Annotated in this window: 21 protein-coding genes; 6 read left to right on the plus strand and 15 right to left on the minus strand. The window is 70.9% G+C overall.

What is annotated here, in order from left to right; all coding sequences use genetic code 11:
* Nucleotides 1–80: 80 nt before the first annotated feature.
* Nucleotides 81–476 (minus strand): VOC family protein, encoded by a 396-nt coding sequence (locus AC3WR5_RS12050; RefSeq protein WP_492484659.1) that lies wholly within the window; start codon nt 474–476, stop codon nt 81–83.
* Between the two features lie 71 nt (nt 477–547).
* On the opposite strand from AC3WR5_RS12050, the gene AC3WR5_RS12055 reads away from it, so the two are divergent.
* From AC3WR5_RS12055 to AC3WR5_RS12065, 3 genes are all read left to right on the plus strand, one after another.
* Nucleotides 548–997, plus strand: coding sequence for a CopD family protein (locus AC3WR5_RS12055; protein WP_492484661.1), 450 nt, complete (start codon nt 548–550; stop codon nt 995–997).
* Nucleotides 998–1,093: 96 nt separating this feature from the next.
* On the plus strand, nt 1,094–1,474 hold the full coding sequence (locus tag AC3WR5_RS12060; RefSeq protein ID WP_492484663.1) for a DUF5071 domain-containing protein: 381 nt from the start codon (nt 1,094–1,096) through the stop codon (nt 1,472–1,474).
* A gap of 79 nt (nt 1,475–1,553) precedes the next feature.
* Complete coding sequence (locus AC3WR5_RS12065; protein ID WP_141289345.1) at nt 1,554–1,949, plus strand: ankyrin repeat domain-containing protein; 396 nt, start codon at nt 1,554–1,556, stop codon at nt 1,947–1,949.
* 133 nt (nt 1,950–2,082) lie between these two features.
* Here the strand turns inward: AC3WR5_RS12065 and AC3WR5_RS12070 are convergent, their stop codons facing one another.
* The 5 genes from AC3WR5_RS12070 to AC3WR5_RS12090 are packed head-to-tail and all read right to left on the minus strand — an operon-like array spanning nt 2,083 to nt 7,056.
* Nucleotides 2,083–3,330 (minus strand): MFS transporter, encoded by a 1,248-nt coding sequence (locus AC3WR5_RS12070; protein WP_492484665.1) that lies wholly within the window; start codon nt 3,328–3,330, stop codon nt 2,083–2,085.
* 10 nt (nt 3,331–3,340) lie between these two features.
* The gene (locus AC3WR5_RS12075; protein ID WP_492484667.1) at nt 3,341–3,565 is read right to left on the minus strand and encodes a 2TM domain-containing protein; all 225 of its coding nucleotides are present in this window, start codon (nt 3,563–3,565) and stop codon (nt 3,341–3,343) included.
* 27 nt (nt 3,566–3,592) lie between these two features.
* Entirely contained in the window at nt 3,593–4,393 is an 801-nt protein-coding gene (locus AC3WR5_RS12080) for an alpha/beta hydrolase (RefSeq protein ID WP_492484669.1), read from the minus strand.
* A gap of 36 nt (nt 4,394–4,429) precedes the next feature.
* Complete coding sequence (locus AC3WR5_RS12085; RefSeq protein ID WP_492484671.1) at nt 4,430–5,605, minus strand: SMP-30/gluconolactonase/LRE family protein; 1,176 nt, start codon at nt 5,603–5,605, stop codon at nt 4,430–4,432.
* Nucleotides 5,602–7,056, minus strand: coding sequence for a carotenoid oxygenase family protein (locus tag AC3WR5_RS12090; RefSeq protein ID WP_492484673.1), 1,455 nt, complete (start codon nt 7,054–7,056; stop codon nt 5,602–5,604). Before AC3WR5_RS12090 ends, AC3WR5_RS12085 begins: the two co-directional genes overlap by 4 nt.
* A 145-nt stretch (nt 7,057–7,201) precedes the next feature.
* Between AC3WR5_RS12090 and AC3WR5_RS12095 the strand changes: the two genes are divergently transcribed.
* Nucleotides 7,202–9,730, plus strand: coding sequence for an ATP-binding protein (locus tag AC3WR5_RS12095; protein WP_492484675.1), 2,529 nt, complete (start codon nt 7,202–7,204; stop codon nt 9,728–9,730).
* Between the two features lie 73 nt (nt 9,731–9,803).
* Here AC3WR5_RS12095 and AC3WR5_RS12100 read toward each other — a convergent pair whose 3' ends face one another.
* Complete coding sequence (locus tag AC3WR5_RS12100; protein ID WP_492484677.1) at nt 9,804–10,208, minus strand: VOC family protein; 405 nt, start codon at nt 10,206–10,208, stop codon at nt 9,804–9,806.
* A 71-nt stretch (nt 10,209–10,279) separates the two neighbouring features.
* Between AC3WR5_RS12100 and AC3WR5_RS12105 the strand changes: the two genes are divergently transcribed.
* Entirely contained in the window at nt 10,280–10,729 is a 450-nt protein-coding gene (locus tag AC3WR5_RS12105; protein ID WP_492484679.1) for a CopD family protein, read from the plus strand.
* 34 nt (nt 10,730–10,763) lie between these two features.
* Here the strand turns inward: AC3WR5_RS12105 and AC3WR5_RS12110 are convergent, their stop codons facing one another.
* Genes AC3WR5_RS12110 through AC3WR5_RS12145 form a run of 8 tightly spaced genes read right to left on the minus strand, consistent with a single transcriptional unit; the run spans nt 10,764 to nt 21,184 of the window.
* Nucleotides 10,764–13,091 (minus strand): molybdopterin-dependent oxidoreductase, encoded by a 2,328-nt coding sequence (locus tag AC3WR5_RS12110; protein ID WP_492484681.1) that lies wholly within the window; start codon nt 13,089–13,091, stop codon nt 10,764–10,766.
* The gene (locus AC3WR5_RS12115) at nt 13,088–13,963 is read right to left on the minus strand and encodes a sulfurtransferase (RefSeq protein ID WP_492484683.1); all 876 of its coding nucleotides are present in this window, start codon (nt 13,961–13,963) and stop codon (nt 13,088–13,090) included. The genes AC3WR5_RS12110 and AC3WR5_RS12115 overlap by 4 nt, the downstream gene beginning before the upstream one ends.
* 7 nt (nt 13,964–13,970) lie before the next feature.
* Nucleotides 13,971–15,413, minus strand: coding sequence for an FAD-binding oxidoreductase (locus tag AC3WR5_RS12120; RefSeq protein WP_492484685.1), 1,443 nt, complete (start codon nt 15,411–15,413; stop codon nt 13,971–13,973).
* A complete protein-coding gene (locus tag AC3WR5_RS12125; RefSeq protein WP_492484687.1) occupies nt 15,410–16,729 on the minus strand; it encodes an LLM class flavin-dependent oxidoreductase in 1,320 nt (439 codons plus the stop codon). The genes AC3WR5_RS12120 and AC3WR5_RS12125 overlap by 4 nt, the downstream gene beginning before the upstream one ends.
* Nucleotides 16,726–18,105: an MmgE/PrpD family protein gene (locus AC3WR5_RS12130; RefSeq protein ID WP_492484689.1), complete on the minus strand. Its 1,380-nt coding sequence runs from the start codon at nt 18,103–18,105 to the stop codon at nt 16,726–16,728. The genes AC3WR5_RS12125 and AC3WR5_RS12130 overlap by 4 nt, the downstream gene beginning before the upstream one ends.
* Nucleotides 18,106–18,112: 7 nt before the next feature.
* Nucleotides 18,113–19,591, minus strand: coding sequence for a tripartite tricarboxylate transporter permease (locus AC3WR5_RS12135; RefSeq protein WP_492484691.1), 1,479 nt, complete (start codon nt 19,589–19,591; stop codon nt 18,113–18,115).
* 55 nt (nt 19,592–19,646) lie between these two features.
* Nucleotides 19,647–20,183 (minus strand): tripartite tricarboxylate transporter TctB family protein, encoded by a 537-nt coding sequence (locus AC3WR5_RS12140; protein WP_492484693.1) that lies wholly within the window; start codon nt 20,181–20,183, stop codon nt 19,647–19,649.
* Complete coding sequence (locus tag AC3WR5_RS12145) at nt 20,180–21,184, minus strand: tripartite tricarboxylate transporter substrate binding protein (RefSeq protein WP_492484695.1); 1,005 nt, start codon at nt 21,182–21,184, stop codon at nt 20,180–20,182. The genes AC3WR5_RS12140 and AC3WR5_RS12145 overlap by 4 nt, the downstream gene beginning before the upstream one ends.
* A gap of 189 nt (nt 21,185–21,373) precedes the next feature.
* Here AC3WR5_RS12145 and AC3WR5_RS12150 point away from each other — a divergent pair, with 189 nt between their 5' ends.
* The gene (locus AC3WR5_RS12150; protein ID WP_492484697.1) at nt 21,374–22,114 is read left to right on the plus strand and encodes an IclR family transcriptional regulator; all 741 of its coding nucleotides are present in this window, start codon (nt 21,374–21,376) and stop codon (nt 22,112–22,114) included.
* Nucleotides 22,115–22,122 lie beyond the last annotated feature (8 nt).

A 22,122-nucleotide genomic window follows, 5' to 3' on the forward strand; every position in this document is an offset into this window, starting at 1 on the left:
GGTCGGCATGGTGAAGATTGTCTTTTGCAACCAAAACGGTTGCATTTTGGATCGCCACGGCACGGCTGGCAATTCGACGCTTAAGAAGCCTCCGCCTCGTGGCACGCCACCCCAATCTTGTTCCCCTCCGGGTTGCGCAAATAGGCGCCGTAGTAATCAGGGTGATAGTGCGGCCGCAGGCCCGGCTCGCCTTCGCAGGTGCCGCCATTCGCCAGGCCGATGGCATGCGCCTGGCGCACCGATTCACGACTGGGGGCGAGGAAGGCGACCATCTGGCCGTTGCCGGGGGCGTGAGGGCCGTCGTGTGGGGCGGCAATCACGAACAGCGGGCGGGGTTGGCCGGGGACTTGCCAGCCGGCCCAAGGGCGTGAGGTATCGACGAAGCGCTGTTGCAGGCCCAGCGAGGCCAGCAATGGCTGGTAGAAGGCGAGGGCTCGCTCGAAGTCCTGCACGCCGGTGAAGTGGTGTGAAAACATGGGGCCATCTTGCCAGCGGCGGGGCGGCAACAATGCGGCTTCCGCCCAACGCCTGCCACGAGACCATCGCCATGCTTCACCAATCACTGCTCCTGCTCCACCTGCTGGCGGCCATGGCCTGGATGGGCGGCATGTTCTTCGCCTATTTCTGCCTGCGCCCGGCGGCGACCGAGGTGCTGGAGCCGCCTCGCCGACTGCCGCTGTGGGTGGCGACCTTCTCGCGTTTCCTGCCGTTCATGGCAGTGGCCGTGCTGGTGCTGCTGGGCTCCGGGTTGGCGATGCTGCTGCCGGTGGGCTTTCGCGCCGCGCCGCCGGGCTGGCACGCCATGTTCACGCTGGGCCTGGTGATGGCCGCGGTGTTTGCCTACCTGTATCTGCTGCTGTTCTCCAGGCTGCGGGCGTTTTGTGACGCATCGGCCTGGCCGGCTGCGGCCCAGGTGCTGAACCGCATCCGCCAGTTGGTGGCGCTGAACCTCAGCCTGGGCGTGCTGGTCGTGGTGGCGGCGGTCTCGGCGCGCTGAGGGGCTTGCTGGCGTGGACGAAGGTGGCAGGGCTGCCAGTTCCTCACCCTAGAGCGCCGCTAGCGCCTGTTGTCCGCCATTTCACACATCACCAGCATGAACTTGGAAACCCTCTTACCGCGCCACAAGTCCGATCTGTCGGCGGCCGAAACAGCAGTCAAGCTAGGCTGGCCCGACGTGGAGCCGATGACCATGCAACTGCTGATGTGGCTGCAGGACATCAACTGGCCTGTCGCCCGAGTGTTAGCGCCCTTTTTTGAACGCATCGGTGCTGACTTGGCGCCATATGTTCGGCAGATTCTCCAGACTCAGGATGATGTCTGGAAGTACTACGTTATCTCGGCGGTCGTCGCCCGCTCCAAGTCACTTGCCGAAGCCCTCGAGGGCGAACTGCGCCGCATCGTCCGGTTTCCAACCGACTCGGAGCGCACAGAAGAGGTCGACCGCGTCGCCGCTGAAGCTTTGGCGCAACTTTGAAACACATGAATGATCTTCCCGTCACGGCGATTGCTTCTGCCGAGACGCAGGCCGCTTCTTGTATCGAACATGCCGCACCATGAGTGACACACCACAATCCTGGTACGCGTTGCGTGATGCGCTCTACGCGGGCGACTTCGACGCTGCGGCCCATCTTCTGGACATGCAGCCGGCCTTGCTGCACCACACCGATGGCATCGGCGAGACCGTGCTTCACTTTTTGGCCGTGGAGAACGCTCTGGACGGTGTGGTGTGGCTTCACGCCCGAGGCGCTGATCTCGACACCAAGAACAAGTTCGGCACGCCGGCGCTGTTCGAGGTCGCGTCGCTGGAATACAAGGACTTGTTCGATTGGTTCCTGGCCAATGGGGCCGACGTCAAGGCCCTCGACGCTGAGGGGCAAGACATCGTGCAGCACCTCCTGGAGTTCGACCGTCAAGACATGGCCGAATGGGTCCGCGGCCGCGGTACCTGACCCTGTAGCCGAGCGCGAGGCAGGCCACCTTCTGGCCTTTGCTTGGCGCATGGGTACCGTCGTGCTGCGCGGCAATGCTGGACAGGGGCCGGCCTGGGACCGCGGACGTATCATCTCGCGTGAGGGTGGCCGCCTACAGCGGATAAAGCGCGCGCGCCGGCTGGCCGTCGGAGGGCTTGCGAGCCACCAGCAAAAACAGCAGCAGCCCCGCCAGCGTGAGCGCGAAGCCGGCCCAGACGGCGGAGAGCAGGCCGTGGCCCTGGGCGATGGTCTGGCCGCCGGCCCAGGCGCCGATGGCGTTGGCCACGTTCAGGGCGGCGAGGTTCATCGCGCCCATCAGCGTTGGGGCGTCGGGCGCGGCCTGGGTGAGGCGGATCTGGATGGTGGGGATCGCAACCATCATCGTGGCGCCCACGGCGAGCATGCCGGCCATCAGCACCCAGGGGTTCTGGCCGCCCACGGCCAGCAGCGCCAGCGCGATGAGCGCGCTGCCGAAGCCCGCTGTCAAACCCTGCGAAGGGTGGCGGTCCGACAGCCAGCCGCCGAAGACGTTGCCTGCCGTCATGCCGACGCCGAACAGGCCCAGCGCGATGGGGATCCAGGACGCGTCCAGCCCGGCGCCGTCCGTCACGAAGGGGCCGATGAAGGTGTAGACCGCGAAGATGCTGGCCACGCCCAGCGCGGCCACGGCCACCATGGCCCACACGGCCGGGCGGTTCAGGGCCCGCAGTTCCTGCAGCACCGGCCCGCCATCCAGCGCGCTGGAGCGGGGCACCAGCAGCCACAGCGCCAGGAACGACAGCACGCCGAGCGCCGACACGGCCAGGTAGGCGTTGCGCCAGCCCAGCGTCTGGCCCAGCAGCGTGGCCAGCGGCGAGCCGAAGATGGTGGCCACCGTCAGCCCGGTCATCACCAGGGCAAACGCCCGCCCGCCCTGGCCGGGGCCGACGATGTAGGACGCGACCACGGCGCCGGCACCGAAGTACGCGCCCTGCGGAATGCCGCTGATGAAGCGGGCCAGCGCGAAGCTGCCCAGGCCGGTGGCCAGCGCCGAGAGCACGTTGCCGACGATGAAGATCGCCATCAGGGCCAGCAGCAGATGCTTGCGGTTCAGCTTGGCGGCCAGGATGGTGATGGCCGGACCGCCCAGCACCACGCCGAAGGCATAAGCCTCGATGGCGTGGGTGGCGCTGGCGAGGTTCAGCCCCAGGCTGGCGGCGAACAACTGCAGGATGCCCATGCTGGCGAACTCGGACGTGCCGATGCAGAAGGTGCCAAGTGCCAGGGCCAGCAGGGTCAGCCGGCGGCGGCGCAGCTGGCGGGCGTCGGTGCAATGGGCCTTGGTGGCCCGGCATTGCGGCTCGTAGGCTTCGTTGAACATGCTGGTCCTCCTAGCGCCTCGCGCTTCCAAACTCGTTGCGAGTCCCTGCACCCAGCACGGCCCACCCATGGGCCACCAGGCCGATGCCCCAGCCCAGCAGCACCCACAGCACCCAGTACGGCGGGCCCGTCCAGAGCAGGTTGATGCCGGCCAGCAGGGCCATGCCCAGCACGAACACCAGCGCATGCACACCGAAGCCGCGCCGTCTTTCAGAAGGGCTGCCGTGTCGTCTCATGTCGGGCTCCTGTCGTGCGCGCTGCGCTCAGCGGACCAGGGCGCGTGCGGCCTCGTCGATGGCCTCGGCCACCGCCACGGGCTGCGAGACATACGCGGCGTGGCTGCCGCGCACCTCCTTGACGGCCGCATTCGCGCGGCCGGCCATCTTGCGTTGCGCGGCCGGCGGGATGATGCGGTCCTCGGTGGACAGCACGTACCAGCTGCTGTGCGTGCGCCAGGCCGGCTGCGTGATCTTGGCCTCGAAGGCCGCCGCAGCCGGCGGGATCTGCGCGGCAGCGAGGAAGGCGGCCTGCGCCGGTGGCAGGTCCTGCGCGAAGGCCTGCGGGAAGATGTTGGCGTCGAAGAACAGGTAGCCATCTTCTGATGGCTGCACCGGTGGCGCGGCGCCGCCGTCGAGCAGTGAGGTGACGGACTCGCCCGCGTCCGGAACGAAGGCCGACACGTAGACCAGCCCCGCCACGTTCGGCACGTTGCCGGCTTCGGTGATGACCACGCCGCCGTAGGAGTGGCCCACCAGCAGGGCCGGGCCGTTCTGCCGCGCCATCACGCGGCGCACGGCCGCCACGTCGGCCGCCAGCGAGGTCAGCGGGTTCTGCACGATGCTGACGGCGTAGCCCTTGGCCCGCAGCAGCTCATGCACACCTTGCCAGCCCGAGCCGTCGGCCCAGGCACCATGAACGAGGACGATGTTTTTCACTTTGGCTTTCTCCTGGGTGGGTGAGGCTTGTTGGGCCTGTTGTGCTGCAGCGGGGGCGACCGCCAGCAGCGGGAGGGCGAGCAGCGCCATCAGGCGCAACAAGCGATGGAGGCGGTTGAAATGCGTCATGTCAGGGCTCCTTGTTGAGGGGTTTGAGGTACAGGCTCAGCGCGCGAGCCAGCCGATGGCCGGTGCATGCAGGCTGTGGATGTAGAGGCGCTGGGCGGTCTCGGTGGCGCCTGTGGTCTGCGGGTAGGCGCCGGTCGGGTCTTGCAGGTCCTCGACGACGCGGCCGTCTTCGGTGATGGCAAAGACGTGGCCGTAGGGCTGGCCCAGCGGCAGCCAGGCGCGCGGCAGCCGCAGCAGCAGCTTGCGCAGGAAGGGGTGTTGCGCGAGGCTGTCGGCCGCCGGGTTGCGCGGCTTGAACAGGCCCACCCAGATGCGGCCTTCGCGGCCGCGCATCAGGTTGTCCGGGTAGCCGGGCAGGTTGTCCAGCAGCACGCGGGCCTGCGGCGTACCTTGCTGCACGTCCAGGTCGCGCGCGGCCAGGTCCAGCTTCCAGACCCGGTAGCGGCCGGTCTCGGCGACGAACAGCGACTGCCCGTCCGCCGAGAGCGCCAGGCCGTTGGCAAACGAGAAGCCCCGGGCGACCACGCGCGTGCTGCGTGCCACCGGGTCGTAGGCCAGCACGCGGCCGGTGGCGGCCTGCTCCAGGATGTCCAGCACGCTGGCCTCGTAGGTGCCGCCCCATTGCGAAGGCGCGAAGCGGCCCGAGGCATCGGTGAAGTACACCGTGCCGTCCGGTGCGACCACCACTGAGTTGGCATAGCGGATCGGGTCGTCCGGGCTCACGTGGTCGGCCAGCACTTCCACCTTGCCGTCCGTGCCGATGGCGAGCAGCCCGCGCATCGCATCGGCGGCCAGCAGCCGGCCCTGGCGGTCGAAGTCGAAGCCCAGCACCCGCCCGCCCGTGCGGGCCAGCACCTCGCGCTGGCCGCCATCGGCGTCCATGCGCAGCAGCGTGCCGCTGGTCATCGCGGCGTAGAGCTTGCCGTCCGGCCCGAACGCGATGTGCTCGGGGCCGTACTCGGTGCCGATGTCCAGGGCGTGCAGCCCGGCCAGGCGGGTGTTCGCGGCATGGGGCCCCACGTAGCCGGGCGGCGTGGGCGCTGGCCAGGCCACCGGCTCTGCCGGCACCGGCCACAGGCAGAGGTAGGCCACGGCGGCGGCCACGACCACGGCGACCACGCCGGCCAACCGCCTGGCCATGGACCGGTGTTTTGTCGGCAGCGGCGGGCGCGGGCCCAACCCGTGCACGGCCCTGGTGTTGGTGGTGCTCACGTTCTGCCTCCTTGAGCGTGGACGAAGGAGCCGTGGAAGCCCAGCGGGATGGCCGCAGGCACCTCCACCGAGGCCAGCAGCGCCATCGTGCGAGCGTCCAGGATGGCCAGCGCCGAACTGCGCTGCTGCTGGCTGCAGCCCACCGAGAGCAGCACGCCCTCGTCCTCGTCGGTGCCGCCGGGCCTGGCGACGAACACCGGCTCGCCGTAGATGCGTTCGCCGTCGCTGAAGCTGCGGCCCATGCCGCTGTGCAGGTCCACCTTGACGATGGACGAGGTGTAGCCGCCGCTGCCGTCAGCTGCCGCGGGGCCGTCGGCCGCGCCCCAGGCGAAGCGGTAGTCGCTGCCGCTGTGCCGGCGGTAGTGGATGCAGGGGAACTCGAAGCCGGCTTCGCTCAGCGTCTGCAGCTCGGCGCGTGGCTGGCCCGGCCGCATCGTGATGCGCACCAGCGAGGGCCGCAGGTCCGGCAGCCGCTCGACCATGCGGGCCACGCGCAGGTCTTCCATGATCGCGGCGTCCGGATAGGCCAGCACGTCCAGCACCGTCTCGCTGCCACGCTCGAAGGCGTTGACGGCGTGGAAGACGAACATCGCGTCGGTTTCGTATTCGGTCGTGGCGCCGGTCGCGCGGTCCATCACCACCAGCCGCGTGCCGTCCTGCGGGCGCCACTCGAAGTGGTCGATGTAGCCGCGGTTGGACCACAGCATGGCCAGCGGCTTCACCGAGAAGGGGTGGGCCAGCAGCACCGCGCGCGAGGGCGTGAGGCCGAAGGAATGCAGGTAGGGCACGCGCTCGGTCCGCCAGGACCCGATGACCCGGCGCGTGTGCTCGCCGTCGCCATGTTCGTAGAGCGAGACGACCCCACCGCTGCTGCCGAAGTTGGTCGCCAGGTTCACGACCTGGCGCCGCGCGAAGTCACGGTGCGGGTGCGCGCTCATCAGCGTGCCGGCCAGCCCGTCCTGTGCATAGGGCCGCACGCCCAGCGAGCGCAAGGTGGCCGCGTCGATGCGCAGTTGCTGCGCACCTTCGGTCATCGCGACCAGCTCGTCGCCCATCTGCACGATGTTGACATTGGTGTTGTCGGTGCTGCGCTGCACCGGCTGCAGCAGGCGCTGCCAGGGCGTGCGGCCGGTGGGTGTGCCAAACGAGGAGCGCTGCGCCCGTCCGGCCGCCACCTCGCGCGCGGCCTCGCTGTCCAGCAGGCGCGACTGGAAGCTCACTGCGCCGCTGCCGATGCGGAAAGCGTAGACCTGGCCCAGCCCGTCGAACCAGTGGCGGGCCTGCCAGTCGCCTTGGGCGAACACGGCCGGGCAGGTGCGCAGCAGGTCACCCCGCAGCCAGGCGGGCACCTTGCCGGTGACGGCGGCCTCGCGCGGCTGGTGCACATCGGGCGAGCGCCGGAACGGCGCCATCGACTCGATCTCACGGAAACGGGTTTGGACCTGAGGCATGACGTCGCTGCTCCGAGCTGGGAGGACGTCGGGATTGTTTTGCCGCGTGGTGGACCGGAGCTGAAGCTATCCTGAAGCTTTCCTGATGCGCCGGGTTTCAGAGATTTAGACTCGGTGCACCCACCTTCCCCAGGAGCTTGCAACGATGCCTGCTTCGGCCGCACCGGTTCGTTATCGCTTTGGCCGCTTCGAGCTTCAGCTCGACGAGCGGCGGCTGCTGAGCGCGGGGGCCGCCGTGGCGCTGCGCCCGCTGGCGTTCGACGTGCTGACCGTGCTGGTGGAACGCGCCGGGCATCTGGTGACCAAGACCGAACTGCTGCGGCGGGTCTGGGGCCAGGTGGTGGTCGAAGAGAACGCGCTGCAGGCGCATGTTTCAGCGCTGCGCAGGGTGCTGGGGGTGCCGGCCATCGCCACCGTCAGCGGGCAGGGCTACCGGTTCACGCTGGCCACGGCGCCGGTCGAGGCACTGCCCGCGCCGGCCACGCCGCACAACCTGCCGCACGCGTTGACGAGCTTCATCGGCCGCGAGCGCGAAATCGCCGACATCCGGCGCTGGCTGGAAAGCACGCGGCTGCTGACCTTGACTGGCGCAGGTGGGTGCGGCAAGACGCGGCTGGCGCTGGTGGTGGCCGGCGCCATGCTGGAGCAGCATCCCGATGGGGTCTGGCTGGTCGACCTGGCGCCGCTCGGTGACCCGAAGCTGGTGCCCTGGGCCGTGGCCAAGGCGCTGGCCATCCAGGCGCCACCGGGTCAGGAGATTGCCGACACGCTGATCGGCTGGCTGGCGTCGCGCCGCGTGCTGCTGGTGCTGGACAACGCGGAGCACCTGCTCGATGCCTGCGCGCAGCTGGCCGACCGGCTGCTGCGCCAGTGCGCCCGGCTCGCACTGCTGGTCACCAGCCGCGAACGGCTGGGCATCGAGGGCGAGCTGAACTACCGGGTGCCGTCGCTGTCGATGCCAGCCGATGACGCCAGCGACGGCCTGCTGGCCAGCGAGGCCGTGCGCCTGCTGGTCGACCGCGCCAGGCTGCAGCGGCCGGACTTCGAGGCCACTGCCGCCGACGCCCCCGCGCTGGCGGCCATCTGCCGCCGCCTCGACGGCATCGCGCTCGCGATCGAGCTCGCTGCGCCGCGCGTGCGCGTGATGTCGCTGGAGGCCTTGAGCCAGCGCCTCGACGACCGTTTCCGTGTGCTGACCGAAGGTTCACGCACGGCGCTACCGCGGCATCGCACGCTGCGCTCGCTGATCGACTGGAGCCACGAACTGCTGAGCGGGCCCGAGAAAGCCGTGCTGCGCCGCGCGTCGGTCTTTGCCGGCGGCTGGACGCTGGCGGCGGCCGAGCAGATCGCCAGCGGCGAAGGCGTGGCGCCCGGCGACCTGCTGGACCTGCTGGCCGCGCTGGTCGACAAGAACCTCGTCATCACCCAGGCGACCCAGGCGACCGATGGCGACCCCCGGTTCAAGATGCTGGAGACGGTGCGCCACTACGCGCAGGACCGGCTGCGCGAAAGCGGCGAGGAAGTGGCGGTGCGCGACCGCCATGTCCAGTACCTGATCGGCCTGGCCGGTGCGCTGGACGGTTCGCTCGACGCGGTCTTGCAGCAGACGCTGCCGCAGCTGGATGCCGAGCAGGACAACCTGCGCGCGGCCCTGGCCTGGTGCGAAGGCGAGCCCGCCCGTGCCGTGCAGGGCCTGCGGCTCGCGAGCCTTCTCGTCACGTTCTGGCAGACGCGCGGCAACTATGGCGAGGGCGTGGGGTGGCTGGGGCGCCTGCTGGCGCTGGCGCCGGCCGACGAACGCGGCCCGGCCCGCGCGATGGCATTGCACGGGGCCGGCGCGCTGGTGGCCTTCAACGGCGACCAGGCCGCGGCGGAGGCCAGGCTGCGGGAGGCGGCCGACCTGTGGCAGCAACTGGGCGACCGCCAGCGGCTCGCGGCCTCGCTCGCCAACCTGGCGGAAGTGCTGGCCTACAGCAGCGAGCTGGTGGCGGCACGGGCCATGGCCGAGGAGGCCTTGTCGATCGCGCGCGAGTTCTGTGACCTGCGGACCATCTCGTTTGCGCTGGCCGTGCTGGCGCAATCGTCCTTGTCGTCCGGTGACCTGCCCACGGCAAGAACCTGGCTGTCGCAGTGCCTGGCGGTCGCTCGCAGCATCGGGCCGTGGAATACCGCGGCCACGCTGACGATGTGGTCGCTGCTGATGCAGGAACTCAAGGACCTCGAGGCTTCCCGGGCCGCGTTGCAGGAGAGCCTGCAGGGCTTTATCGCGTTCGGCGACCGTGGTGGCGTGGCCTACGCGCGGATGCAGCTGGCGAAAGTCGCGCAGGACCTCGGGGACCTGCCCGCCGCGAGGGCGGAATTGCGCCGGGCCTTCGATGGGCTGCCGCGCGGGCAGTACAACGAGTTGCTGGAATGGCTGGACGTGTTTGCGGGCGCGCTGGAGGTGCCCGGCCACGCTGTCGCTGCAGCGGGCGTGTGGGGCTGCGTGCAGCGCCACCGGGAAGAGCGGGCCCTGTTCTCGATGCGCCCCGCGCGGCTGCAGCGCCTGCGCGAGGCCGCGCGACACGCCCTCCAGGACGACGACGCCTTCGACCGTGCCTGGCAGGAAGGCCGCAGATGGTCGCTCGAAGAGGCCCGGGAGCAAGCCCGCAGCCTGCTGGCCGTGGGCGACTGAAGCCGCCGCTGCTCGCCAAACGCCAGGCGCCAGCTGCCTCTGATGAAGCCACCCCCTGCCTGGCGGCATGGCTTCAGCTGCCGGCTTCGGCCTCCGGGGCATGGCATGCCAACCCGATCTTGTTGCCCTCCGGATCACGCAAATACGCGCCGTAATAGTCGGGGTGATAGTGCGGGCGCAGGCCGGGCTCGCCTTCGCAAGTGCCGCCATTCGCCAGGCCAATGGCATGCGCCTGGCGCACCGCCTCGCGGCTGGGCGCGAGGAAGGCCACCATCTGGCCGTTGCCGGGGGCATGGGTGCCGTCGTGCGGTGCGGCAATGACGAACAGCGGGCGGGCTTGGCCGGGCACCTGCCAGCCGGCCCAGGGGCGCGAAGGATCGACGAAGCGCTGCTGCAGGCCCAGCGAGGCCAGCAGCGGCCGGTAGAAGGCCAGGGCGCGCTCGAAGTCCTGCACGCCGGTGAAGTGGTGGGAAAACATGGCGCCATCTTGCCAGCCGCGGGCCGGCAACAATGCGGCTCCTGCCCAACGCCTGCGAAGAGACCACCACCATGCTTCACCAATCACTGCTCCTGCTGCATTTGCTGGCGGCCATGGCCTGGATGGGCGGCATGTTCTTCGCCTACTTCTGCCTGCGCCCGGCGGCCGCCGAGGTGCTGGAGCCACCACGGCGGCTGCCGCTGTGGGTGGCGACCTTCTCGCGTTTCCTGCCATACATGGCAGTCGCCGTGCTGCTGTTGCTGGGCTCGGGGCTGGCCATGCTGCTGCCGGTGGGCTTTCGCGCCGCGCCGCCGGGCTGGCATGCCATGTTCACGCTGGGCCTGGTGATGGCCGCGGTGTTCGCCTACCTGTACCTGCTGCTGTTCCCCAGGCTGCGGGCGTTCTGCGATGCCTCGGCCTGGCCGGCTGCGGCCCAGGTGCTGAACCGCATCCGCCAGTTGGTGGCGCTGAACCTCGCGTTGGGCGTGCTCGTGGTGGTGGCCGCAGTGTCGGCGCGCTGAGGCCGCGGGCCGGTGCCTGCGGCATCGGCCGGGCTCACACTGGCGTGGGGGGCTCGAACGCCCGCATGGGCGGCGGCGGCCCTGTGTGTCTGCTGACCTGGGTGACGCTCAGCTGGCCGGTGCAGCCCTGGGCCAGCGCCGAGGTGCCGATGTCGCGCGTCAGCACGTTCGGATTGCCGTGGCCGCAGCAAATCGGCGATTCGCCCGCCAGCTCTGGTTGCGGGTCGAACCAGGCGCCTGTGGGCAACTGCACGACCCCTTGCAGCACGCCCTCGTCCAGCCGCGCGGCGGCCAGGCAGGCGCCGCGGTGGTTGTGCAGGCGCACCAGGTCACCGTCGGCGATGCCGCGCGCCGCGGCGTCCTGCGGGTGCAGGCGGCAGACCTCGCGGCCATGCCGCTTGGCCGACTGGCTGTGGGCACCGAAATCCAGCTGGCTGTGCAGCCGGGTGGCGGGTTGGTTGGCCAGCAGCACCAAGGGGTGTGCTGGCGTCGGGGCTTCGCTGGGCGGCAGCCAGGCCGGATGGCCGGGGCAGTCCGGCAGGGCGAAGCCGGCCAGCACCGATGAGCTGAGCTGCACCTTGCCGCTGGGCGTGGGCAAGGGATGGCCGGTGGGATCCCGGCGGAAGGCGCCGATGATGCCGCCGTCGTCGGGCAGCTGGGGCAGGGCCAGTTCGCCGGCTTGCCAGAAGCTGTCGAAATCAGGCGCCGGCAGGCCGTGTTCGGCCAGCGCGGCCTGGGTGGGTGAATAGAGGTGCCTCAACCAGCCGTGCACGTCCCGGCCTTCGGTGAAGGCCTGGCGCGCGCCCAGCCGCTCGGCCAGGTCGGTGAAGATGGCGTAGTCGTCGCGTGCCTGGCCCCAGGGTGTGGCCACGCGGTGCATGGCCACCAGCAGCGGGTCGGTCGGCGCGGCGCCGATGTCCTCGCGTTCCAGCGTCATGGTGGCCGGCAGCACGATGTCCGCATGGCGGGCCGTTGCGGTCCAGGCGCTTTCGTGCACGACCAGGGTGTCCAGCCGCGCGAAGGCCTGCTTCAGCCGGGCCAGGTCCTGGTGGTGGTGGAAGGGGTTGCCGCCGGCCCAGTAGGCCAGGCGGATGTGCGGGTAGCGGTGGGTGGCGCCGTTGTACGCAAAGGGCTCGCCGGGGTGCTGCAGCATGTCGGCGATGCGCGCCACAGGGATGAAGTCCTGCACGCTGTTGCGGCCCTGCGGCAGTGCGGCGACCGGCACGGCATTGCGGCAGCGGCCATAGTGGGCGAGCGCGCCCAGCGCATAGGCGAAGCCGCCACCGGGCAGGCCCAGCTGCCCCAGCACGCAGGCCAGCACCGCGCCCATCCACACCGGCTGCTCGCCATGCTCGGCCCGCTGCAGCGCATGGGCCACGCCGACGAGCACGCGCTTGCCCGGCAGTGAAAGCGCCAGCGCGGTGATGGCCTCGGCGCGCCAGCCGGTCAGCGGGGCGGCCCAGGCGGCGGACTTGGGTGTGCCGTCCTGCTCGCCCATCAGGTAAGGCAGGAAGTCCTCCCAGCCTTCGGTCCAGCCGGCCAGGAAGGCGCGGTCGTGCAGGTCGTGGGTGACGAGGGTGTGGACCAGCGCCAGCATCAGCGCGGTGTCGCTGCCGGGCTGCAGCGGGCGCCATTCCGGGCAGGCCTCTTCGGGCAGGTCGGCACGCAGTGGGCTGATGTTGACGAAGCGGCAGCCGCGTGCCGCGGCGCGTTGCATGGCCTCGCGTTCGATGTGCCGGCTCACGCCGCCGCCGGCCACGCGCGAATTGCGCAAGGCCATGCCGCCGAAGGCCAGCACGATGTCGGTGTGCGCAGCCACCTGGTCCCAGGTGACGTGGCGGCGGGCCACTTCATCCATCGGGCCCAGCACATGCGGCAGGATGACTTGCGCGGCGCCGGAGCTGTAGCTCGTGACCGAGCGCACGTAGCCGCCCAGCGCGGTGTTGAGGAAGCGGTGCACCTGGCTCTGGGCATGGTGGAAGCGGCCCGCGCTGGACCAGCCGTAGGAGCCGCCGAACACCGCCTGTGGGCCATGCACGTCCCGCATGCGGCGCAACTCCGCGGCCAGCCGGTCCAGCACCTCGGGCCAGTCCATCGCCACGAAGCGGTCGTCGCCACGCCGCGTGTCCGGCCCCGGCCCGTCCGCCAGCCAGCCGCGGCGCACCATGGGCCGGGTGACACGCGCCGGGTGGTGCAGCGCGCTGGCCATGTTGTCCAGCAGCGGGTTGGGGTCGGGGTCGCCGGGGTGCGGCCTGAGCATCAGGCGGCCGTCCCGCCAGGCGGCGGAGAAGGCGCCCCAGTGCGCGCTGTGCGGCCGCCAGGGGCCGTCGGCCGGCGCTGCGGCGGTGCCGTGGTCGCTCACCTGGCCACCTCTTGCGCGCCCGTCGCCAGCGGGGCACCCGGCTGCGCGCTCCATTCGCTCCAGGAGCCGGGGTAGAGCAGGCCTTCGGCCAGGCCGGCATGGGCCAGCGCCAGCAGGTTGTGGCAGGCCGTCACGCCAGAGCCGCATTGGTGGATCACCTCGGCCGCATCCTGCGCGCCCAGCAGCGCCAGCCATTCGGTGCGCAGCGCGTCTGCGGGCTTGAAGCGGCCATCGGCGGCCAGGTTGTCGCGGAAGAAGCGGTTGCGGGCGCCGGGAATGTGGCCGCCCACCGGATCCAGCGTTTCGTTCTCGCCGCGGTAGCGGTCGGGCGCGCGGGCATCGGCGATGAAGGGTGAGGCTTCGGCCACCGCCACGCGCAGCGCGGCGTGGTCGATCTGCTTGACCAGGCTGGGTCGCAGCGCAAAGCGTTCGGCGGGGGGCTGGGCCTGGGCCGGGCCGCTGGCCAGTGGCAGGCCGGCGGCGGTCCAGGCCGCAAGCCCGCCGTCGAGCACCGACACCTCGGCATGCCCGACCCAGCGCAGCATCCACCACAGCCGCGCGGCAAACATGCCGCCGCTGCGGTCGTATGCCACCACCGGCCGCGAACCGTCCAGGCCCAGCGCGGCCAGTGCCTGGGCGAAGGCTTCCGGCGTGGGCAGCGGGTGGCGGCCGTTGCGGCCGGTCTTGGGCGCGCTCAGCACGCGCTCCAGGTCCACATGCAGCGCGCCGGGAATGCGGCTGCTCAGCCAGGCCTGGCGGCCGGCGTCGGGCTGGGCGAGGTCGAAGCTGGTGTCCAGCACCACGGGGCGCTGGCTTTCGGGTGCCTGCAAAGCCTGGGCAAGCGTGTCGGCGGTGATGAGCGGCAGGGTCATGGCGGCGTCATGGCAGATGGGGGAGAGCCGGTGGCCGCGGCAGCAGCCGGCCGGGGTTGAAGGTGATTTGCGGGTCCAGCGCCTGCTTCAGGCGCTGCATCAGCTCGATGGCCACCGGCGGCTTGAACTGCAGCAGCTCGGCCTGTTTCTGCCGGCCGATGCCGTGCTCGGCGGAGATGGTGCCGCCCAGGTCCACGGCGAGGCCGTGCACCAGCGCATGCAGCGCCGGTGCGAGCGCACGGAACGCGTCGTCCGGCATCTGCAGCGGCTTGCTCTGGTTGTAGTGCAGGTTGCCGTCGCCCACATGGCCGAACGCGGCGATGCGGATGCCCGGCACGCGGGCCTGCAAGGCGGCGCCGGCCTGGGCCAGGAAGGCGGGGATGCGCGAGACCGGCACGGCGATGTCGTGCTTGATCGACGGACCCTCGCGCCGCTGGGCTTCCGACAGGTGCTCGCGCAGCGCCCACAGCGCCTGGGCCTGCGCCTGGCTTTCGGCGCGCACGGCGTCCAGCACTTCGGCCGCGGCCATCGCGTCGGCCAGCGTGTCTTCCAGCACCGGGCCCGGGTCGAGGCGCTGCGAGGTTTCGCAGACTTCGAACAGCACGTGCCACGCTGCATCGGTCGCCAGCGGCGCGCGCATGCCGGGCAAGGGGTGGGCCAGCACGATCTGCAAGGCGGTGGCGCTGACCAGCTCGAAGGCGGTGACGCGCTCGCCCAGCGCCTCGTGCAGCCGGCGCAGCAGCGCCACCGCGGCGGCCGGCGTGGGCACGCCGGCCCACACGGTGCAGCGCTGCCGCACGGATGGCCGCAGCCGCAGCGTGGCGGCGGTGATGATGCCCAGCGTGCCTTCGGCGCCGATGAACAGCTGCCGCAGGTCGTAGCCGGTGTTGTCCTTGCGCAGGCTGCTCAGGCCATGCCAGATGCGGCCATCGGCCAGCACGACCTCCAGGCCCAGCACCTGCTCGCGGGCCACGCCGTAGCGCAGCGCCTGCTCGCCGCCGGCATTGGTGGCCAGCACGCCGCCGATGGTGGCGCTGCCTTCCGAGGCGAGGGAGAGCGCGAACAGCCGGTCGTGCGCGGCCGCTGCGGCTTGCACCTCGGCCACGGTGCAGCCGGCTTCGACGGTGAGGCTGTCGTCGTCCACATCGACCTGCCGCACCTGGCGCATCCGGCGCAGGCTGAGCAGCAGCTCGGTGCCGCTGTCGTCCGCCGTGGAGGCGCCGACCAGGCCGGTGTTGCCGCCCTGCGGCACCAGCGCCACGCGGTGGCGTGCGCAGGCCTTCACCACCGCGGCCACCTCGTCGCGGCAGCCCGGGCGCACGACGGCCAGCGCCCGCCCGGGGTACTGGCCGCGGTACTCGTGGTCGTAGGAGGCGAGGTCGGGCGGGTCGCGCAACACGTGGGCGGCGCCGACGATGGCCGCCAGTTCGGCCAGCAGGCGGGCCGTCATGCCGCTGGCGTGCGCACCGGCGCCGGCACGCGCGCCAGGCCGAGGTGGTCGCGCAGCGTGGGGCCGCCATAGGCCGCGCGGAACAGGCCGCGACGCTGCAGCTCCGGCACCACCTCGGAGGCGAAGTCCCGCAGGCCACCGGGGAAGTAGGGCGGCATGATGTTGAAGCCGTCGGCCCCGCCTTGCTCGAACCAGTCCTGCAGCGCATCGGCCACCTGGCCGGCCGTGCCCCAGACGATGCGGTGGCCACGTGCGCCCGCCACCAGGTGGTACAGCTCGCGCAGGCTCAGGTTCTCGCGGCGAGCCAGGTCGGTCAGCAGTCGGGCCCGGCTCTTGATCTGGTCGGACTCGGGCAGCTCGGGCAGCGGGCCGTCCAGCGGGTAGCCGGAGATGTCGTAGCCCAGGCGCTCGGAGAGCAGCGAGATGGCGTTGCTGCTGTCCACCCACTGCTGCAGCTGCGCGTAGCGGCCCTTGGCCTCGGCCTCGGTGCGGCCGATGACCGGGAACACGCCAGGCATCACTTTCAGGTCGCCCGGCTGCCGGCCGTGCTGCGCCAGCCGCCCCTTGAGGCTTTGCATGAAGGCCTGGGCCTCGACCAGCGTCTGTTGCGCCGTGAACACCACGTCGGCAGTGGCGGCGGCCAGGTCCTGCCCGGGCTCGGACGAGCCGGCCTGGATGATGACCGGGTGGCCTTGCGGCGAGCGCGCCACGTTGAGCGGGCCCTTGACCTGGAAGTGCTTGCCGGCGTGGTCGATGGTGTGCTGCTTTGCCGGGTCGTGGTAGCGGCCGCTGGCCTTGTCCATCGGGAAGGCGTCGTCGTCCCAGCTGTCCCAGAGCTTGCGCACGACCTCGACGAATTCGGCCGCGATCTCGTAGCGCTCACCGTGCGCCGGGTGCTGGCCGCGGCTGAAGTTCGCGGCCGAGCGGTCATAGGAGGTGGTCACCACGTTCCAGGCTGCGCGGCCGCCACTGAGGTGGTCCAGCGAGGCGAACGAGCGGGCCACGTGGAAGGGCTCGCTGTAGGTGGTGGACACGGTAGCGGCCAGGCCGATGCGCTGGGTGGTGACCGACAGCGCCGAGAGCAGCCCCAGCGGTTCGTAGCGCACGACCATCGACGGGTGCGCGTCTGGCGTGCTGGTCAGGCCGTCGGCCAGGAACAGCATGTCGAAGCAGGCCTGCTCGGCGATGCGGGCGATCTCCTGGACCAGCGGCAGGTTGTGGTTGCCCACGGCTGCATCCGGATGGCGCCAGCCGGCCACGTGGTGGCCCACCACCTGGAGAAAGAGGCCGAGGTGCATGTGTTTGTCAGTGCTCATGGGGCGGTGTTCAAGGCAAGTGGGTGGGTGGCCGGGCGCAGCAGCACCTCGAACAGCGCGCGCAGGTCGGCCGTGCTGGCCAGGTCCTGCACGCGGTCGGGCACTTCGCGCCAGGCGGCGGCGTCATCGGTGGCGCTGCGGAACTTGGCGCGGCTGTCGCCTGCGCCTTCGGGCCTGCTGACGCGCTCGCACAGCGTTCGGCCGTCGTCCAGCGTGACGACGACTTCGGCGTAGCGGTGGGCGGGGTCGGTGCCGACGCGCGGGGCATCGTCGTCGATGTGGGTGTGGATCAGCGGCAGGCGCGCGGCCAGGTCCGCTGCCAAGGGCGCATCCGAAAACGCCTGCAGCGGCAGCGCGCCACGCCACAGCGCCAGCGCCACCACGTAGGGCAGGCTGAAGCGGCCCTCGACGCCATTGGCCGGCGGGCTGCGGCGCAGCGGCGCGTCGCTGCCGGGCGGCATGTGCACGACCACCGACTGCACGCGCGCCAGCGACGGGCCCAGTTGCGCATGCAGGCGCAGCGCGGCGTCTGCCGCGTGATGGGTGGCATTGCAGCAGGCATGCTGTTTGAACGACAGGCCAGGCAGCGCCAACTGCCAGGGCGCGCCCCAGCCTTGCAGCAGCCGCTCCGGCTGCGCGCCGCTGCCGCCGAAGATCCGGATGAAGCCGCGCGGGCCGTCCAGCGCCTGGCTGCTGCCCTGCAGGCCTGCCTGCGCCCACAGCGCCGCCTGCAAGCCGGCGCGCGCGGCCAGCGCCGCATGCAAAGGCTTGGCCTCGGAGCCGAACTGCACCTGCAGGCCTTGCGCCTGCGTCGCGCCCAGGCCAATGGCAACGGCTGTCTGCGCCGGCGTGAGCTGCAGCAGATGGGCGCAGGCGACGGCGGCGCCCACACCGCCCAGCGTGGCCGTGTGGTGCCAGCCGGCTTCGTAGGCCTGGGTGCCGGTGGCCAGGCCCAGCCGCGCCATCGCTTCCAGGCCGACGGCGTAGGCCGCCAGCACGGCCTGGCCGTTGCTGCCTTGCGCGCCGGCCAGCGCCAGCACTGCCGGCAGGATCACCGTGCTCGGATGGCCGCGCACGCTGGCGTGCACGTCGTCGAAATCCAGCGCATGGCCGGCGCAGGCGTTGCGCATGGCAGCGCTCACCGGGTCGGCATGCTGGCCGCGGCCAAAGACGGCGCAGGGGCCGCCGCCTGAGGCGAGGCCGGCTTCCAGGTGCACCACTGCCGGGTCGTTCGCACCGGCCAATGCGCAGGCGAGGAAGTCCAGCAGGCCTTGGCGGGCGAGCCGCGCCAGCTGCGGGTCGTTCAGCGGTTCGCTGGCCACCACGGCCTGCGCCAGGCCTTCGGTCAGGGAAAGAGCGTCAGGGGTCTGGCTCATGTTGACCTCAGGCCAGGGCCGGCGTGGCCCGGCGGCGCAGCGCCAGCACCAGCGAAGCGATGGCCGCGGCCATCAGCACCAGCGTCAGCGGGCGCGACAGGTACTGGCTCAGGTCGCCTTGCGCGACGACCAGCGCGCGCCGCAGGTTGGTCTCCAGCATGTCGCCCAGCACGAAGCCCAGCACCAGCGGGCCCAGTGGCACCGAGAGCTTGCGCAGCACCCAGCCCAGCAGGCCGAAGGCCAGCATGACCCACACGGGGTAGAGGTCGTTGGCCGTGGCGTAGGCGCCCAGGCAGCAGGTGATGGCGATCAGCGCGGCCAGCAGCGGCCGCGGCACCAGCGCCAGGCGAGCCCACATCCTGGCACCCAGCAGGCCGACGGCCACCATCACCGGCACGCCGATCAGCAGCGAGGCGAACACGGCGTACGGCACCTCCGGGTGCTTGGAAAACAGCAGCGGACCGGGCTGGATGCCGTGGATGGTCAGCGCGCCGCCGAGCACCGCGGCGGTGCTGGAGCCGGGAATGCCCAGCGCCAGCAGTGGCGCCAGCGCGCCGGGCACGGCTGCGTTGTTGGCCGCCTCAGGCGCCGCCACGCCTTCCGGGTGGCCCTTGCCGAAGCGCTCGGGTTCCGACGAGGTGCGGCGCGCGTCGCTGTAGGCCACCAGCGACGCGATGACGGCGCCAGCACCAGGGATCACGCCGATCACGAAGCCGATCACCGAGCTGCGCACGATGGTGCGCATCAGCTTCCGGTAAAGCGACAACGGCACGCCCAGCAGGCCGTGCAGGCCGGTCACCTCGGGGGCGGGCAGCGCGCTTTCCTCGGCCATCACCAACACTTCCGACATGGCATAGAGGCCCGTGAGCGCGACCACCAGCGGAATGCCGTCCATCAGCGCCGGCACCACGGCGAAGCGCGGCTCGCCGCTGACCAGGTCAATGCCCACCGTGGTCAGCAGCAGGCCCAGGCCGACGGCAACCAGCCCGTGCGCCAGCGAGGCGCCGCCCAGGCCGGCGGCCAGCGTGAGCCCCAGCAGCGAGAGCATGAAGAACTCGCTGGGCCCGAAGTTCAGCGCGTACTCGGCCAGCGGCACTGCGCTGAAGATCAGCATCACCGCGCTCAGCAGCGCGCCAATGCCGGAGGCGACGATGGAGATGTGCAGCGCGGTGGCGGCCTCGCCGCGCCGCGCCATCGGGTAGCCGTCCCAGGAGGTGGCCACCGCGGCGGCCTCGCCGGGCATGTTCAGCAGGATGGCGGTGATCGCGCCGCCGTACTCCGCGGCCACGTAGATCGCCACCAGGAAGATGATGGAGATCTTCGGGTCCATGCCGTAGGTGAAAGGCGTGATCAAGGCGATGGTCATCACCGGGCCGACGCCGGGCAGGGCGCCAATGAGGTACCCGATCAAGGTGCCCAGCAGGATGGCGAGCAATGGCGTGAGGTGCAGGCTGTGCCAGAGGGCCTGGCCGAGGAGGTCGAGCATGGAGGGTCTCGCAGTGGCGGCCGCGCGGGGCGGCTGCGGGGTGGTCAGGGTGCTGTCAGAGCGGCAGTTGCAGCAGCCGGCCGAAGATGAGCCAGAGCGTGGCGGCCAGCACCAGGCTGCCGCCCCACAGCCACCGCGGCCGGCGCTCGCCGAGCAGGAATTGCAGCCCGACGGCGAACAGCGCGAACAGGCCCCAGGCGCTGCCAGGCACGGCCTGCGCCGGTCCCCACAGGACCACCATCAACACGACGGCCAGGCCGGTGCCCAGCGTGGCCAGCGGTTGTGGCCAGTGCAGCGGCAATGCGTCCAGGCCGCGCCAGGTGCGCCAGCCCACCACCGTGCCGGCCAGCGCCAGCCCCACGGCGACCAGGGCCGGGAAGGTGCCGGCGCCGATGTCACCCGGTTGCGGCGCATGCAGCAGGTCCAGGCTGCCAGCCAGGAAGGCGGCCGCCACCAGCCAGCTCAGCAGCACGGTGAGTGCTGCGGTCGGCCCTGGGGGGAGTGACCAGGTCGTGCCGGGTTTGCCGCTTGCGTCTGCTGCCGCAGTGCTGGCGGGCCCTGGCTGGCGCTCGTCGGGCAGGGGCGCGTTCACTTTTCCAGCCCCAGGGCCTGCAGCCAATGGCCCGTGAGGGCATCCTGCTTGGCGATGAAGGCGGTGTATTCCTGCGTGGCCTGGAAGCCGTCCATCAGGCTGCTTTCCTTCATGTACTGCTTCCACGCAGCGTTCTGCAGGCCTTTTTGCACCGCGGCCACCAGGCGCTGCATGACTTCGGCTGGCAGCCCGGCCTTGCCAAACAGGCCGCGCACCTGCATCCAGTTCGGGTCCACGTTGAAGCCGGCCTCGCCGTAGGTCGGCACATCCGGGAAGGCGTCGATGCGTTTGTCGCCCAGCACGCCCAGTGGCCGAACCCGCTTGGCCTCGGCGAACTGCAGCACCGTCTGGGGGTTGTTGCTGGTGCCTGAAAGCGTGCCGCCCAGCAACGCGGTCAGGTGCTCGATGCCGCCCTGGTAAGGCACCCAGTTGAACTTGAAGCCCGCTGCCTGGGCCAGCATGTGGGTGTGGATGTTGTGCGCCGAGCCCGGCGCGCCCTGGCCGCCAATGCTCAGCAGCGGGTTGGCGCTGCGCGCGGCGGCGGCGAAATCCTTCAGCGTGAGCCAGGGCGAGTCGGCACGCACCACGGTCATGAAGGTCTCGCGCTGCACGCGGGCGATCCAGCTGAAGTCGCTCAGCTTGTAGGTCTGCCTGGCCGTGGTGCGCAGGATGGACAGGTGCGACACCGTGTTCACGCCCAGCGTGTAGCCGTCTGCCGGTGCGGCCGCGATGCTGGCCATCTGCACCAGGCCGTTGCCGCCGACCTTGCTGACCACCGCCACCGGCTGGCCCAGTTCCGGCTCCAGGATGCGCGCCAGTTCCCGGGCGTACACGTCGGCAGCCGAGCCAGGCGCCGTGTGGCAGAGCAAGGTGATCGGCTTGTTGGGGTAGTCGGCGCGTGCGTGTCCGCTGAGCGGCGCGGCGGCGGCGGCAAGCCCGCCCAGCACTCGCCGCCGGTTCAAGCGGAAGTGCGGGGCACCGATCGGGGACTGCTCATTCATCGTTTCGTTCCTTGAAATTTTCATGCTCTAGGGCGAAACGATAGAAACTGACCCCCTTCGGCGTCAAGGCATAAGAACATGCTTGTTTCCTTCATGAAGCTTCGGCATGAAGGCGGCTGAATGACGAGAAAACTGCGCGGGGGTGGTGTGATAAATTTCAATCAATGAAATTCTGTACCGGATCCGTCCATGAGTTCGTCAACTCAGGCGCCTGACGCAGCGGTCGCACGCCAGGTGCCTGCCGGCGTGCTGGAGCGCGGGCTGCTGCTGCTCGAGTGCTTCACCGCCAGCCGGCCGCGTTGGTCGCTGCGCGATCTGGCGCCGGCCACCGGGCTGGACAAGGCGACCTTGCTGCGCCTGTTGAAGGTGTTCATCGGCCATGGCTTGCTGCAGCGGCTGGAGGACGGGCAATACGCACCGGGTCCAGGCAGCCTGCGGCTGGGCGCCGTCTACAGCGCCAGCTTTGGTTTGTCGGAACGGCTGCAGCCGGTGCTCACGCAGCTGGCGCTGGCCTTGGGCGAGACGGCGGCGTTCTACGTGCGCGATGGCGACGAGCGCGTCTGCCTCTACCGGGACGGTGCGACTGGCGGCGTGGCCCACCACGTGGAGGTTGGCACCCGCATCCGCTTGTCCGAGGGCGGGTCGTCTGCCCATGTGCTGCTGGCCTACACAGGACGCGTCAGCCCCACCGGCGACCAGGTGCGGGCCCAGGGCCACTGGATCACCCGCCAGGAGCGCCTGGCCGACCTGGCGTCAGTGGCCGTGCCGGTGTTCGAGCTGGACGGGCGCTTCCGCGGCGCGCTGGTGCTCATCGGGCCGGCGCAGCTGCACGGCGACGACAGCCTGCGTGCGGCGGCGCAGCGGGCGCGCCAACTGCTGGCGGAGCGGGGGTTTGTCACCCAAGCCGAGGGGCTGGTGGCCGCCCGCTGAAGTCTGCT

It is taken from the genome of Ideonella sp. FW305-24, assembly GCF_058788035.1.

Coding starts and splice junctions, on each gene's coding strand:
- AC3WR5_RS12150 (WP_492484697.1), top strand. CDS start 21,374: ATGAGTTCGTCAACTCAGGCGCCTGACGCAGCGGTCGCACGCCAGGTG.
- AC3WR5_RS12115 (WP_492484683.1), bottom strand. CDS start 13,963: ATGACCCTGCCGCTCATCACCGCCGACACGCTTGCCCAGGCTTTGCAG.
- AC3WR5_RS12125 (WP_492484687.1), bottom strand. CDS start 16,729: ATGAGCACTGACAAACACATGCACCTCGGCCTCTTTCTCCAGGTGGTG.
- AC3WR5_RS12105 (WP_492484679.1), top strand. CDS start 10,280: ATGCTTCACCAATCACTGCTCCTGCTGCATTTGCTGGCGGCCATGGCC.
- AC3WR5_RS12100 (WP_492484677.1), bottom strand. CDS start 10,208: ATGTTTTCCCACCACTTCACCGGCGTGCAGGACTTCGAGCGCGCCCTG.
- AC3WR5_RS12135 (WP_492484691.1), bottom strand. CDS start 19,591: ATGCTCGACCTCCTCGGCCAGGCCCTCTGGCACAGCCTGCACCTCACG.
- AC3WR5_RS12060 (WP_492484663.1), top strand. CDS start 1,094: ATGAACTTGGAAACCCTCTTACCGCGCCACAAGTCCGATCTGTCGGCG.
- AC3WR5_RS12090 (WP_492484673.1), bottom strand. CDS start 7,056: ATGCCTCAGGTCCAAACCCGTTTCCGTGAGATCGAGTCGATGGCGCCG.
- AC3WR5_RS12095 (WP_492484675.1), top strand. CDS start 7,202: ATGCCTGCTTCGGCCGCACCGGTTCGTTATCGCTTTGGCCGCTTCGAG.
- AC3WR5_RS12080 (WP_492484669.1), bottom strand. CDS start 4,393: ATGACGCATTTCAACCGCCTCCATCGCTTGTTGCGCCTGATGGCGCTG.
- AC3WR5_RS12055 (WP_492484661.1), top strand. CDS start 548: ATGCTTCACCAATCACTGCTCCTGCTCCACCTGCTGGCGGCCATGGCC.
- AC3WR5_RS12130 (WP_492484689.1), bottom strand. CDS start 18,105: ATGAGCCAGACCCCTGACGCTCTTTCCCTGACCGAAGGCCTGGCGCAG.
- AC3WR5_RS12070 (WP_492484665.1), bottom strand. CDS start 3,330: ATGTTCAACGAAGCCTACGAGCCGCAATGCCGGGCCACCAAGGCCCAT.
- AC3WR5_RS12120 (WP_492484685.1), bottom strand. CDS start 15,413: ATGACGGCCCGCCTGCTGGCCGAACTGGCGGCCATCGTCGGCGCCGCC.
- AC3WR5_RS12145 (WP_492484695.1), bottom strand. CDS start 21,184: ATGAATGAGCAGTCCCCGATCGGTGCCCCGCACTTCCGCTTGAACCGG.
- AC3WR5_RS12050 (WP_492484659.1), bottom strand. CDS start 476: ATGTTTTCACACCACTTCACCGGCGTGCAGGACTTCGAGCGAGCCCTC.
- AC3WR5_RS12075 (WP_492484667.1), bottom strand. CDS start 3,565: ATGAGACGACACGGCAGCCCTTCTGAAAGACGGCGCGGCTTCGGTGTG.
- AC3WR5_RS12065 (WP_141289345.1), top strand. CDS start 1,554: ATGAGTGACACACCACAATCCTGGTACGCGTTGCGTGATGCGCTCTAC.